At 35.1% G+C, this 13,587-nt stretch carries 18 protein-coding genes; 17 read left to right on the top strand and 1 reads right to left on the bottom strand.

The features are described 5' to 3' along the window. Positions 1 to 24: 24 nt before the first annotated feature. The 12 genes from IGK72_RS08580 (at position 25) to IGK72_RS08525 (ending at position 7,711) form a co-directional block, all read left to right on the top strand. Positions 25 to 219 (top strand): hypothetical protein, encoded by a 195-nt coding sequence (locus IGK72_RS08580; protein WP_002364223.1) that lies wholly within the window; start codon positions 25 to 27, stop codon positions 217 to 219. Beyond that, positions 210 to 395 carry a hypothetical protein gene (locus IGK72_RS08575; protein ID WP_002364222.1) on the top strand — a complete coding sequence of 62 codons (186 nt, stop codon included), beginning with the start codon at positions 210 to 212 and terminating at the stop codon, positions 393 to 395. The genes IGK72_RS08580 and IGK72_RS08575 overlap by 10 nt, the downstream gene beginning before the upstream one ends. A gap of 43 nt (positions 396 to 438) precedes the next feature. After that, a complete protein-coding gene (locus tag IGK72_RS08570) occupies positions 439 to 762 on the top strand; it encodes a hypothetical protein (protein ID WP_002380444.1) in 324 nt (107 codons plus the stop codon). Next, the gene (locus IGK72_RS08565) at positions 762 to 989 is read left to right on the top strand and encodes a hypothetical protein (protein ID WP_002364220.1); all 228 of its coding nucleotides are present in this window, start codon (positions 762 to 764) and stop codon (positions 987 to 989) included. Before IGK72_RS08570 ends, IGK72_RS08565 begins: the two co-directional genes overlap by 1 nt. A gap of 97 nt (positions 990 to 1,086) precedes the next feature. After that, entirely contained in the window at positions 1,087 to 2,028 is a 942-nt protein-coding gene (locus tag IGK72_RS08560) for a YqaJ viral recombinase family protein (RefSeq protein ID WP_002364219.1), read from the top strand. A gap of 2 nt (positions 2,029 to 2,030) precedes the next feature. Further along, a complete protein-coding gene (locus tag IGK72_RS08555) occupies positions 2,031 to 2,921 on the top strand; it encodes a recombinase RecT (protein ID WP_002364218.1) in 891 nt (296 codons plus the stop codon). Between the two features lie 13 nt (positions 2,922 to 2,934). Continuing rightward, positions 2,935 to 3,897: a Lin1244/Lin1753 domain-containing protein gene (locus tag IGK72_RS08550; RefSeq protein ID WP_002372048.1), complete on the top strand. Its 963-nt coding sequence runs from the start codon at positions 2,935 to 2,937 to the stop codon at positions 3,895 to 3,897. 3 nt (positions 3,898 to 3,900) lie between these two features. Next, complete coding sequence (locus IGK72_RS08545) at positions 3,901 to 4,203, top strand: hypothetical protein (protein ID WP_002368214.1); 303 nt, start codon at positions 3,901 to 3,903, stop codon at positions 4,201 to 4,203. Continuing rightward, entirely contained in the window at positions 4,204 to 4,503 is a 300-nt protein-coding gene (locus IGK72_RS08540) for a MazG-like family protein (protein WP_002372047.1), read from the top strand. Between the two features lie 8 nt (positions 4,504 to 4,511). Next, a complete protein-coding gene (locus IGK72_RS08535; protein WP_250856954.1) occupies positions 4,512 to 4,946 on the top strand; it encodes a RusA family crossover junction endodeoxyribonuclease in 435 nt (144 codons plus the stop codon). A 906-nt stretch (positions 4,947 to 5,852) separates the two neighbouring features. Then, positions 5,853 to 6,269: an ArpU family phage packaging/lysis transcriptional regulator gene (locus tag IGK72_RS08530; RefSeq protein ID WP_002388198.1), complete on the top strand. Its 417-nt coding sequence runs from the start codon at positions 5,853 to 5,855 to the stop codon at positions 6,267 to 6,269. Between the two features lie 632 nt (positions 6,270 to 6,901). Further along, positions 6,902 to 7,711 carry a hypothetical protein gene (locus tag IGK72_RS08525; RefSeq protein ID WP_002388196.1) on the top strand — a complete coding sequence of 270 codons (810 nt, stop codon included), beginning with the start codon at positions 6,902 to 6,904 and terminating at the stop codon, positions 7,709 to 7,711. Here the strand turns inward: IGK72_RS08525 and IGK72_RS08520 are convergent. Then, positions 7,704 to 8,375: a hypothetical protein gene (locus IGK72_RS08520; protein WP_002398611.1), complete on the bottom strand. Its 672-nt coding sequence runs from the start codon at positions 8,373 to 8,375 to the stop codon at positions 7,704 to 7,706. The two genes, IGK72_RS08525 and IGK72_RS08520, sit on opposite strands and share 8 nt — an antisense overlap. Positions 8,376 to 9,137: 762 nt before the next feature. On the opposite strand from IGK72_RS08520, the gene IGK72_RS08515 reads away from it, so the two are divergent. The 5 genes from IGK72_RS08515 to IGK72_RS08495 are packed head-to-tail and all read left to right on the top strand — an operon-like array spanning position 9,138 to position 13,501. Then, positions 9,138 to 9,368, top strand: coding sequence for a hypothetical protein (locus IGK72_RS08515; protein WP_002364294.1), 231 nt, complete (start codon positions 9,138 to 9,140; stop codon positions 9,366 to 9,368). Between the two features lie 31 nt (positions 9,369 to 9,399). Beyond that, a complete protein-coding gene (locus IGK72_RS08510) occupies positions 9,400 to 9,834 on the top strand; it encodes a terminase small subunit (RefSeq protein ID WP_002364295.1) in 435 nt (144 codons plus the stop codon). Next, the gene (locus IGK72_RS08505; protein ID WP_002398613.1) at positions 9,815 to 11,098 is read left to right on the top strand and encodes a PBSX family phage terminase large subunit; all 1,284 of its coding nucleotides are present in this window, start codon (positions 9,815 to 9,817) and stop codon (positions 11,096 to 11,098) included. Before IGK72_RS08510 ends, IGK72_RS08505 begins: the two co-directional genes overlap by 20 nt. Beyond that, positions 11,098 to 12,582 carry a phage portal protein gene (locus IGK72_RS08500; RefSeq protein WP_002388192.1) on the top strand — a complete coding sequence of 495 codons (1,485 nt, stop codon included), beginning with the start codon at positions 11,098 to 11,100 and terminating at the stop codon, positions 12,580 to 12,582. Before IGK72_RS08505 ends, IGK72_RS08500 begins: the two co-directional genes overlap by 1 nt. Further along, positions 12,575 to 13,501 (top strand): minor capsid protein, encoded by a 927-nt coding sequence (locus tag IGK72_RS08495; RefSeq protein ID WP_002388191.1) that lies wholly within the window; start codon positions 12,575 to 12,577, stop codon positions 13,499 to 13,501. The genes IGK72_RS08500 and IGK72_RS08495 overlap by 8 nt, the downstream gene beginning before the upstream one ends. Positions 13,502 to 13,587: the final 86 nt, after the last annotated feature.

Here is a 13,587-nt window from a genome sequence, read left to right as displayed (position 1 = left end):
ATCAAAATATAGGAGGTTAACAACATGAAAGCAATCCGAGAAACACGATTAGTAGGCGCATTTTTATTGATGATTGTACTAGGAGTATTGCTGAAAAGCCACTTTTCAATGCCAATACTAGCAACACTAAGTGCACCTTTCTTTATCCATTGGTTTTTTAACTGGGATGAAGCAAAGTATCAATACTCTAAAAAAGGAGGCGATAAAAAATGTATGTAGCTATAGGCGAAGCTAGTAGAGAAACATATGTGATTGGAGAAACACAAGCGGAAGTCATGCGAAAGTTGTTTGAAGAATATCCGTATGTTTCAGCTGATAAAAACGTTTATCCAGAGAGATTAAGCATAGTACAAAAAGAGCCCCGAACGTCTGCAAACGAACAGGGCAAATATTGAACAAAAAAATTCAAAATTTATTAACTAAGGAGAGTATATCAAAATGAACGATAAAATTCAAAATTTATTAATGGAACTTGTTAAAGAATGTCGGAAAGGAAAAGTTACGATTGTTTTGTCAACTGTTGATTCAGAAATGATGGAAGCATCCAGTGTTTTACTTGCAGGTTCTTTGCCTGAACAAGCAATTGCATTTAGTGAATTATTTGAAAAATTTAAAGAGGAAGCACTTGCTCATGATTGTGATTGTCCGCAATGTAAACAAATAAAAGAATCATTTATTGGTGCAGAATCATCTTCAACTAAACAAAATAATGAGGAAAAACTAGATATATTGTTAAAAGATTTTTTACGAGGTGAGTTGTAATGATTGAAGTAAGAGGTTTAGGTAACGACATTTACGAATTAATGCTAGCAAACGCACAGAATAACATTATTCAATCTGTTCGGACATCTGCATCTTATGGCAATACAAGTTGTGTGGTAAGCAGTAAAGGAGCTACAAAACCATTTTTAGATCAATTACAAATGCAAGGTGTCGATTATATCGAATTGGAAGATGAAAAAATAAAACTATTTTGGGAGGGATTGTAATGCCTGAATTTGATTCGCTAGGGGCAAGACAAGAGCCACCTGAAGAAAAAGAAGTGTTAGAGCTAACGTGGGAATACGATGAGGAGGAAGACGAAAGATGATTCAATCTACTTTATCCATGAGCCATCAAGAATGGCTTGAGGATAGGCGTAAAGGAATTGGAGGATCAGACGTTGCAACAATTTTAGGCTTGAATCAATATAAATCAGCTTATCAATTATGGCTAGAGAAAACAGGTCAAGTTGAGCTGAAAGATACAGAAAGCGAGCCAGCCTATTGGGGAAATGTTTTAGAAGAAGTTGTTGCGAAAGAGTTCCAAGAAAGAACAGGAAAAAAAGTTCGTCGTAGAAATCAAGTCTTCGAACATTCGCTCCATCCTTTTTTAAGAGCAAATATTGATAGAGAAGTGGTTAGAGAAAATGCCATTCTAGAATGCAAAACTGCAAATCAATTTTTAGCGAAAGAATGGGCAGGAGACGAAGTGCCATTGAGTTATCTTTGCCAAGTTCAGCATTATATGAATGTTTTGAATAAAGACTATTGTTATATTGCAGTTTTAATTGGTGGTCAGAAATTTATTTGGAAACGGGTAGAACGTGATCAGGAATTAATCGATGTACTGACCGAGCAATTAGTTGATTTTTGGGAAAATAACGTAATCAAAGGCGTTGAACCTATTATTGACGGAAGTAAGGCAACAGCTGACTTTTTAAAGGATAAGTATAGCGACATAGAAGAAACGCAAACTACTTTACCTGCTTCGTTTGATGAATTGTTAGACCAAAAAAATGAAATGAAGAAAACCAAAAAAGAGTTGGATGTAGCTATTAGAAAAATTGAAAATGAAATAAAAAGCGAATTGGGAAAAAGAAATGCAAGCATTGGTATTACTAAAAAACATATTGTTGAGTGGAAGGAAATACCTACTAAAAGATTGAACAGTAAAAAGTTTGCTGAAAAATATCCTCAAATTGCAGAAGATGAAGAAATATATATGGTTACTACGCCACGAAGATTAATAGAAAAGGAGATTAAGTAATAATGGCAACAAACGAGACCTTAAAAAATCAATTATCACAACAAAATCAAAAACAAGTTCCTGCGAATCAATTAGGTTTAAAAGGATTAATGAATACTCCTACTATGAAGCGGAAATTTGAGGAAGTTCTTCATGAAAATGCTAATGCTTTTATGTCAAATGTCATGACCTTAGTTTCTAATGATAGCTACTTGGCAGAAAGCGAGCCAATGTCTATTTTAAGCGGGGCTTTAACAGCTGCTACATTAAATTTAGGATTAGATAAAAATCTAGGTTATGCCTATCTCGTACCATTTAATACTAAAAATAAGCAGACTGGCAAATGGGAGAGGAAAGCCCAATTTATTTTAGGATATAAAGGGTATATTCAATTGGCTCAACGGTCAGGTAAATATAAAGCATTAAATGTTATTGAAGTCTACGAAGGAGAGTTACTGAGTTGGAACAGGTTAACGGAAGAATTTGAATTTGATCCAAATGGTAGACAATCAGACGATGTAATCGGATATGTTGGATATTTTGAACTATTAAATGGATTCAAGAAAACTGTTTATTGGACCAAACAAGAAATTGAAGCTCATCGAATTGCAAATAGCAAAGACAAAGAAAAAACAAAATTGAGCGGTGTCTGGGCTACAGATTATAATGCGATGGCTCGTAAAACAGTATTAAGAAATATGTTATCAAAATGGGGGATTTTGTCCATCGAAATGCAAGAAGCGACAACTTCAGATGAAAAAGTTCAACAAATGCAAGAAGATGGAAATATTATTTCCGAAACGGAAGTAGAAGAAAATACTACGATGAAAACAGCAGAAGTAATTAATGAAGCTGATTCAGATTCATTGAATCAAACAGATTTATTTGATACTAAAAATCCACCATTAGAGTAAAGAAGGAGATGTAATGGCAAGACCTGCAAAAGAAGGTTTGGATTATTTTCCTCTTGATGTTGGAATTTTTGAAGACGAAAAAATAGAAGCTATTGCTGGGGAATTTGGTATTAAAGGAGAACTTGCGGTAATCAAACTGCTTTGTGCGATATACAAAAAAGGATATTTCATTTTGTGGGATGATTTATCGCAAGCAACTCTTTTAAAACGCCTGCCTGGAGTAAGTAAGGAAATGCTCAATCAAATAGTGAACCGCTTAGTCTTATGGGGATTTTTTGATAAAGAACTGTTTGACTCGGTCAAGGTGCTTACGAGTGAGAATATCCAAGCGACATTTTTCGAAGCGACAAAAAGACGGAAAACACCAAAACCAACTAAATATATAGTTAATGTCAACAGTAACTCTCAAAATGAAACAGTTAATGCTGACATTAATACACAAAGTAAAGTAAAGGAAAGTAAAGTAAATAAAAGTAAAGTAAACAAAAAAGAAACAGAAAGTTGCATCAATCCGTTGTCACCTGAAACGTCGGTTGAGAAAGCATTCTTTGAAGAGCCGTTAGGTGAAGAAAAACTAACGGAGTTAATCCGCTATTATTCACAGAATGTAAGTCCTGCTACTCCTGTTAATATCACTGATTTACAATATGATCTTGCTGATTTTGACGGAGACCTCGAGTTATTGAAAGAGGCTGTTAATATCTGTGCTAGAAATAATGAACGAAGATATAGCTATTTTGCTGGTATTTTGAAAAATTGGCGAGCAAATGGTGTAAAAACATATGCTGATTATCTAAATAACGAGAGAGAACGAGCAGATAAAAAAACACAAAATAAGCAATATCAAAATAAACCTGTTCGGCAAGAAAAGGTGCCTGAATGGATGAATCAAGCGAACGGTGAAGAAGAAAAGCTATCACCAGAAGAGCAAGCTGAATTTGAAAGACAAATGCAAGAATTGTTGGGAGGAGAGTAAATCATGATTGAAATGAGAGTACTTGATTATCGAATTACTAGTGATGATAAGCAAGTAATCGTAAATAAAGCGAGACGAAACGAACACGGAGAGTTAACCATTTTGACTGATAAAGACGGTACACAAAAAGAATCACTCGCTTTGATTGGTTATTATGGCAATTTAAGTAAGGCTCTCGTCGCAATAGAACGCGATTATGTGCTTTCTAGTGGTAAAACAATACAAACAGTCAAAGAATACAAAAAAGAGCTAGAATCGATTCACAGCAAGCTAAAACGTGAATTAGATTTCGGGGAGGAATTTTAGATGAATGAATTAGTTAAATTAGTGGAAGAATGGGCGAAAGAAAAGCGTTTAGATAAAGCGGAACCTGAAAAGCAAATGCTAAAAGTGATTGAGGAAGTCGGAGAAGTTGGCGCTGCATTGGCAAGAAACAACGAAAACGACTTAAGAGATGGTATCGGGGATATGGTTGTGACGTTAATTATTCTCGCTATGCAAAATAACATGGATTTATACGAATGCTTAAATCAAGCATATAGCGAAATTAAAAACCGCCAAGGAAAAATGGTAAACGGAGTATTCGTCAAAGAAGCCGATTTGTAAGGTTCGAGGTGGAAGAGATGCGAATTATTCTACCGATTGAGCCCAAGCCACAAAGTCGCCCGAGATTTGCAAGGCGTGGAAATTATGTTAAAACTTACGAAGATCGAGCGATGAAAGAATACAAAAATCAAGTAAAGAATTATTTTCGTAAATCAAGAGCAAAGTTGATTGAAAAAGGGCCAATTTCCGCACATGTGACGTTTTACATCCATCCGCCTAAATCTGCCTTAAGTAATAAACAGAAACGCTTAGAAGTGGAATTAGAGCGAAAATATTGCGATAAGAAACCTGACTTGGACAACTATTTCAAAGCAGTCACTGATGCTGCCGAAGGTATTTTATATAAAAACGATGGTCAAATTGCTATGATGGTTTGCCAAAAGTTGTACAGTATGCGACCACGAACAGAACTAGAAATTACAAGTTTGGAGGAACAAGTGTAGTGGGTAAAACGGGTAAACAGATCAAAGAGAATTATTCGGTTAGAAAGCGAGTAAAGAAGATGATTAAATTTAAAGAATTTAATATTCAATTATTCGACGTTCACATTTATATAAAAAGGCTAAGTAGTTTTAAAACCAACAAAAATAGTATAAAAAAACTAACTAGTTTCCGCTAGCTAGTTATAGATACATTTTCATCTCAGATAGAGACAATTAATAATACATTACTATGAAATTTAAGGCAACAAAAAAAGCCAGCTGACCACTAGCTGACTTATGTGGTAGAAACAACTGTTTTCCGCCAGTTGTTCTTTAGGTGTGAGTTAGCACTTTCCCCAAATAAAGTGCTATTAAATAGCCGATTAAAAATCGACAATAAATCTCTTGTAGAGACGTGTACTACTATTAACTGTTTACCAGAAGTTAATGTAGAAAAGGAGGAAATTTATTTCATAAATAAAATCCCCAAGAAAGTTAAAGTGATTATACCATTGAAAAATAGATTTGAAAATACTTTCTATGCCAAAAATATTTATTAGATGGAAAATATCAAATGAATAAAGATGATGTGAAAGATGACGAATGGAAGATTGTAAAATATTGTAGAATTATTATTGTTTTCTTTATAGTCAACCAATAATTTGTTGACTACAAACATGTATGAGTGATGAATATTTTGATAAATAAATAGCCAGTCGGTTTCCGCCGACTGGCTGAGAAGTGAATAGCTATTGGAATAGTATTCTTAGTATAATTTATATCATATAGAGTCGCTGATGAGCAAAGAATAAGCATTTCTTATATATGTTTGGATAAATAAAAAAAGCTACTTAGTTTCCGCTAAGCAACTCTTAAATGATGATATGTTTATTATAAATTATTATACCATAAAAGGAGCGATTTCACTTGATTCTATTGTTAAAAGAAGTAGATTTTCGACAAACAAAAGCGAATGCTAGAAATGTGTTGAAGAGTTTTAGACGTTTAGAGCGAATAGCTGGTCGTTCTTTGATAGATTTAAAATCACCAATTATTACAGAGATGCCTAAAAGCCAAAGACACGGAAACAAAACAGAAGATGCACTGGTACAATTAGCTGATGCAGAAGCAGAAAGAGATGCAATTTTATCTGCACTTATGGCTTTGAGTTTGACTAGTAGACAAATTCTGCACTACAGTTTTTGTGTGCAGGATCATTACTCTAATTACAAGATTGCTAGAGAAGTTGGATATTCTGAAAGAAGTATTCAACGTATGAAATCAGAAGCTTTAATTGAATTTGCTGAAGCGTATCGAAATGGAAAAATAATCGCCTATAGATAAAATTTTTGGCGGTTTTTTTGCGGAAAGTTGGCGGTTTTTATCAATATTTAGATGTTACTATGGTAGTGTCGAAAGATAAGGAAACGAGGTAAGGCATGCATTACCTATCTTAGCTCCGTTTCGCTTATCTTTTGAGGCTACCTACAAAAAAATAAAGAATAAGGATGTGGAAAGTCCAGTTCTTTTGGTCTCGTTTAGTCGTAGGTAGCCAAATATTGCAATAAACTTGGCATTAAGCTTACACGTAGACGTACGCTGAAAGCACTTGTCAAGATAGCGGTATGTAGTTTGCAAATGATCACTCACAAATCAGACGTTCTCAAACTAAAAGAAATGGGGTGTAATTCCTCTCTCTTTTTCTACAGATCTTTAATGGTACTTGATTGCTTGTGTAGGTTCTACTCCTGTCATGTAAATCACAGCGATCATTGCTATAGGTAGCTTAATAATCATTCGCCGGTAAATACCTAGTTTACAGCTTGTGGACGGGGTGTAAAGAAAATCAAGCCATAGTCAAATCTTCATCGGCTGTGGCGTTTATTATTTCATAAACGGAAATAGAATGAAATCTTTCAAGATTTACTTAAGGTATGATATAATTGCATAAAATCATTTAGAAGGCTGTGTTTTACATGAAAAAAACTTCTTTAGGCAAATTGATATTGAATATAATTGTCATGATAGCTTTCGTCGTTTCTCTGTGTACACTAGTTCCAAGCTTTTTTGATAGGGAGCAGAAGGAAAACATCTTTAAATTAACTACTACTTTGATTAGCTTGCTAAGCGGCTTTATCCTTTATATTTATAATAATTCAAATACCATGTTTTTTTGGGTTAATAAATTTAGGACGTATTTTTCCTTTAAAACCGTTCGTTGGGAAATGAGTTACAGAACTCCTGGGCTTTCAATTGAGAATACTAATAAGTTAAAAGAAGAGTTATACCGAATATTAAAAAGTAAAAGTATTCAAATTTTGAAGGATAACAAAAAAGAAGAGTCTAGAGTTATTAAATTTAAGAATGACAGAGGAATAGAAGCAGAGTTTGATTTGAGATGGAATGAATATGTAGATGACAGATTTTCAATGACTATTATATTTAAATCACAAACTTCACATAGAGATGTACGTAAACAATGGTCTTTTTACAGAAATATAATAGAAGAAACTCTTAAGGTGATTTCGGAAGAATCGAATTACGATAAAAAACCGTATGAGGAAAAATCCTACTATACGGTATCTTTAAATATGGAAAAAAATCCTTTTTACCTACTAACAATTAAAACTTACGATAAACCTAAAGATATAAAATTCGATCTATCTTTTAAAATAGATGGAGTCAATTTCAAGACTACTAACAAAAAAATTGTACTTACAACAAAAGATATAACAAAAGTTGATACAGTTTTAAAGGATTATGTTATGTTAGGGAAAGTCAGCTGATTATTTTGATAATAGCTCGTGCTGCGTTCAAAAAAGGATTCTCATTATCAATATCATTTAGAGAACTATACATTAATAGTGCCCCAGCCTTAGTAAATCCAATAGTTCGTTCTTTCTGTAAAATATCCATTTTACCTATTAGGAAAGTAGCAGTGTCATCAGTCAATGCTTCCCCAGCTTCTTGATTTGCCTCTACATTATCGCCAGTGAAGCGTTTTTTCTGAACACCTTCTTCTTCCGTGGTAAAGGCAATCCCTCTTGTTGAATTTAACTTAGTTTGGATTGTTTTGAAATCAAAAATAAAATTGCTAAGTTTAACTTTAGAGGGCTCTGTCTCTTCTAGTGTTTTGAAGAAGTTACGAGATATCGCTGATGGTGCTGTGGAATATAAGACTTTGTCTGTGGTGTCATAAAAAACTTTAAAAACTTCTGAACGCTTATACTCATTAATAGCTTGTAATTCAGCGTCATCGTTAAGTACAAAGATACTTTCGTTTATAGTTTCCATAAATGTAGCATTGAATACTTTAAATATTCTTGATTCTACAGTCAAAGTTTTTGGGCTGTCAGGAGCGATAGTACCTAGTACGTTGTTGTCATCTGAAAGTGATATTGGCTGACTAATATCAAATTTTTGAACTCTTTTCAATGTTAATGATTGCATAAGATTCCTCCTAATTATATTTAATAATTACATTATATAATTAGGAAGATTAATAGTAAATAATTTATTTCGATATTGTTTTATTTATATGAGTTGAATTTTTAGTCATCGCTTATGCGGTGACTTTTTATAATGAAGAATTTTTTGTTTTTTAATATCGTTGTATAGCTCAATTGATGAGAGTTTAATTAAGTATATGCAGGTTCGACTCCTGTCATGTCAATAAGCAACTTTTGCTGCTTAAATAAAAATCGTCAATAAATGTTTCTTACTTTAATGATCGGTTCACCTCCTTTCAGAATTAGCCAGCCTGCGGAAACAGGATAAAGTGGCTAGTAACCTAGTATTGTTAAATAAGTGTTAGATTGGCTAGGCAGTCTAATATAAATCTTTAGACTACTCAATAAAAATGAGTGGTCTTTTTTTGTGCAAAAAAAGCCACTAGAAATGGGATCTAGTGGCTAGGTAGCGTTAGTGAAAATCTCGTGTCACTTGTAGTTTATGAACTTTAGCTATTATGAAAGAGTGCTACCTAAAACAAGTGTAACACAGCTGTCAAGTTTTGTCGGATATTTGGATTGTTTTCGCATGAAAAACCACCAGATAAAATATCTAGTGGCCAGACAGCAGATTATGTTTTGAAATAACTGGAAGTGTTACATGAAGCAAAAAGGAGTTGCTGTCTTGCAGTGAGTATAACAGGAATTGAAGCGTTTGTCTTACAATAAACAAATATACATAAAAACAATTAGGAGAGAGAACATGAAAAGCTATTGGTATGTATCGTTAACACATGAATATCCACAGCCGAAGCACTCAACTGTTTCAATGCGTGTTGTAATGTCTGTGCAGATAAAAAAGAATGCATCTATTGTTGAAATGACGAGAGAAGCCACGCCGAAGGAAATTGATGCGTGCAAGCTAGTTTATTGTGGTTATGGTAGTTGGAAAGATAAGCATATACAAGAGAATATAGAAATGTATGTGAAGTGATAAATTATTAGACAGAAAGGCGGTGAATAACATGCGAATGACCGAGAAACAGAAACGATTTTGTGACTTTTACATCGAGACAGGAAATGCCAAAGAGGCTGCTATCAGAGCGGGATATAGCGAAAAGACTGCAAAGCAGATAGGACAGGAAAACTTGACTAAACCTGACCTCAGAGCTTATATAGACGAACGCCTCGCAGAACTGAAAAACGAACGAACAGCCGATGCCCAAGAGGTGCTAGAGTACCTAACAGCTGTTATGCGTGGCGAGTACAAAGAAGCCACGCTAATTGGTGTAGGCGAAGGCGCACAAGCCGTTGTAGACATCGATGTGGGCGCAAAAGACCGTTTAAAAGCAGCCGAGCTTCTTGGTAAACGTCATGCGCTGTTCACTGATAAAGTCGATTTACAAACGGGCGATATTGTGATTAAGGTTGGTGAGTGGGATGCAGACGAAGAAACGTAATATCGTTTTAGAGTTTAACTTCCCGTCAAGAGTTTTTAACAAATCGTTTTATGATCGATTGGTGGATTATTCTAAATTCACCGAGGTTTATTGGGGCGGCGCTTCATCTGGCAAAAGTCACGGTGTCGTTCAAAAGGTTGTTTTTAAAGCATGTCAAAGATGGAAGAAACCAAGAAAGATTTTATTTACAAGAAAAGTAGGGCGTAGCTTAAAAGACTCTATTTTCGAGGATGTGAAAGCGTGTCTTTCTGATTGGGGACTGCTAGACAAGTGTAAAGTAAATAACACTGATTTTAGAATCACGTTACCAAACGGCGCAGAGTTTCTTTTCAAGGGAATGGATGACCCAGAGAAAATAAAATCCATCAAAGGGCTGTCTGACGTCGTGATGGAAGAAGCAACAGAATTTACACTAGAAGATTATACACAGCTTACTTTGCGTTTACGTGAACGTAAGCATGTGAAACGTCAAATCTTTTTAATGTTTAACCCAGTTTCTAAACTGAACTGGGTATATAAATCTTTCTTTGATGAGGAAGCAGAAGTCGATCAACGAAGAACGGGTATTTATCACAGCACCTATAAAGACAATCGGTTTCTTGATAGTGAAAATAAAAAGGTGATTGAGGATTTAGCCAAACGAAACCCAGCGTATTATCGCATATATGCTTTAGGAGAATTTGCTACGCTAGATAAACTTGTATTTCCAAACTATCAGAGAAAACGATTAGACAAGCACGACGAACTGTTAAGACAGATTGATTCAGATTTTGGCTTAGACTTTGGGTATGTAAACGACCCTTCCGCTTTTGTGCATGCAAAGGTAGACGAGAAGAACAAACGTATTTATGTTCTTGAAGAATACGTCAAAAAAGGCTTGCTGAATGATGAAATCTCAACGGTTATTAAAGATTTAGGCTATGCAAAAGAAGTTATCACTGCAGATTCAGCTGAAAAGAAATCTATTGCAGAAATCAAGAAGAACGGAATTACTAGAATACGTGCAGCTAAGAAAGGCCCTGATTCAATACGACAGGGGCTTTCTTTTTTATTGCAATATGAGATAATCGTAGACGATCGTTGCGTAAAACTGATTGAGGAATTAGAAAACTACACATGGGCTAAAGACAAGAAAACAGGGGAGTACACCAATGAACCTATTGATAGCTATAATCACGTGATAGATGCTTTACGATACGCAGTAGAACATCGTAGTAAAAAAGCACGAGGAATTAAGCTACAGAGCGTGAAGGGGGTTATTTAATGACAGAAAAAGTAAGTAGACCAAATACTGAAAGTAAAATACGTGAATTCGTTGACCTTTTAGGAAATCGTGTCTTTTATTGTGATAAAAACGCAAAGATTGACGAACGCTTGGTGGATAAATACATTAATAAGCATCGGAAATTAATTGGGTTTTACGAAGAATTAGAAAAGCTCTACAACGGTCAACATGATATTTATTATCAAAAAAATAAAGGAATTGGAAAACCTGACCATCGAATTGCAGTCAACTTTGCCCGTTATGTTGTAGACAGTTCTGCAGCTTTCTTTAACGGTAAACCAACAAAGATTACTCATCCAGATGGTGAGGTAAAAGAATTTGTTCAAGATTTCCGTAAACGAAACGACGAAGAAGACAACGACGCGGAGCTTTCTAAGCTAACTGCTATTTATGGACATGCTTATAAGCTTTTATATCAAAACGAAGAAGCGGAAACGTGTGTAACTTATTTAAAACCTACACAAGGATTCATTGTTTACGCAGATGACTTATTAAAAGCGCCTATGTTTGCGGTTCTTTACAACAAAATGACAAGGGACGAGTTAACGGCAACTGTTTATCCACAAAATAGCACAGAAACGTTTATTTTTACACAAGACAAGACTTCTAAACGATTGGAAACTAAGAGAGGACCAACCGTTTTTCAGAAAGCCTTGTCTTATTTATTAGGTGGAAAAGAGGCAATCGCTAATCCGTACGGTGAAGTGCCTATGATTGAGTTTATGGAAAATGACGAACGACAAGGACGTATTGAGTCTGTGTGGTCGCTGATTAATAATTACAACGAAGCTCTATCAGAAAAAGCGAACGACGTGAGTTATTTTGCGGATGCCTACTTAAAAATGATAGGGGTAGATTTAGCTGACGAAAACGTCGCTTCCTATTTACGTGATAACCGAGTGATTAATAGTGCTGAGCCTTTAAATGAAGGCGAATCGGTAGATATTAATTTTTTAGATAAACCTAGTTCAGATACAACACAAGAAAATCTATTAGACCGATTAGAGCGGTTAATTTATCAAATGTCTATGACTTATAATGCAAACGATGAAAGTTTTAGCAATAACGCTTCTGGGATTTCGCTAGAATTTAAAATGCAAAATCCTAGGAATTTAGCACAAGCGAAAGCTAGGAAGTTTAAAAAAGCATATGCGCAAATGTACAAAATGATTTTTTCATTGCCTACGAATGTACCTGCCAATAAAGCTAAGGAATGGTTTAATTTAGAATACACTTTTGACTTTAATATTCCGCGCAATATTAAAGACGAAGCGGAAACTGCACAAAAACTTGAAGGGATTGTTTCAAGAGAAACGCAATTAGGCGTATTATCGATTGTTCCTGACGTAACTCAAGAAATGGAACGTATAAAGGACGAAGAAACGGAAGAACGTTTAAATCCACAAGTTGATTTCGGTAAATTTACTCGAACTACGGAAGAAGTGACCGAAGAACATGAGTAATTATTGGGCGGAACGAGAAGCAAAACATATCGAAGAAATGCTGAAACGACATGTGAATTACGAACAAGAAATTCATAGACGGTATTTACAGTTATGGAAAACGATAGAAGCAGAAATTCAACAGTTTTACGTCGCTTATGCAGGGAAAGAGAAGATTAACATTGATGAAGCGAAACGATGTGCAAGTAAACATGACGTACAAATTTTCGCGGAAAAAGCGAAACGTTATGTACAAACAAGAGATTTTTCAAAAGAAGCTAACGAGCAATTAAGGTTATACAATTTAACTATGAAGGTTAATCGTTTAGAGCTTTTAAAATCGAAAATAGGTTTGTATTTAACAGACAACACTAATCAGCTACAGACCTATTTTACAGCAATGTTAACAGAGGAATCTGTAGCGGAGTTTGTACGACAAGCGGGGATATTAGGCGAGTCTGTTCTTTCCGAAGAAACTTATCGATTGTTTACTAAAGCGATTATTGAGGGGTCGTTTCATAACGCGACATTTTCTCAACGTTTGTGGGCAAACCAAGATGTTTTGAAAGCGAGTATCGATCGCTTATTAACAGTTGGGCTAGCAGCAGGTAAGCATCCAGATGTACTGGCTAGAGAGCTACGGAGATTAGTTGTGATTGACAGCTTGCGAGGAAAGGAAACGGCTGATTATGTCGCACGTCGGCTAATGATTAGTGAATCTGCAAGAATACAAAGCGAAGTACAAAAGCAAAGCTACGAAAAATATGGGTATGAAGAATACAATCTAATTGTAGAACCAAGCGCTTGTCCTATTTGTGTAGGAATAGCAAGTGCAAATCCACATAAGGTTTCTGAAATGAGCCCAGGAATCAATGCAAGTCCTATTCACAACTGGTGTCGGTGTAGTACTGCACCTGCTTATAAAGACAAAAAGTTCTAGCGAAAGTTAGGCTTTTTTTATTTGCCTTCTTACTGCTTACAGGCGTTAAAGAGAAAGCTGTTTCGATTGATAGGCGTAACCTATTA

The sequence above is a fragment of the Enterococcus sp. DIV0183 genome (assembly GCF_050541505.1).
Taxonomy (GTDB): Bacteria; Bacillota; Bacilli; order Lactobacillales; family Enterococcaceae; genus Enterococcus; species Enterococcus faecalis.
Note: the sequence above shows the minus strand (reverse complement) of the source record. Positions and strands in the feature narration are given on the sequence as shown.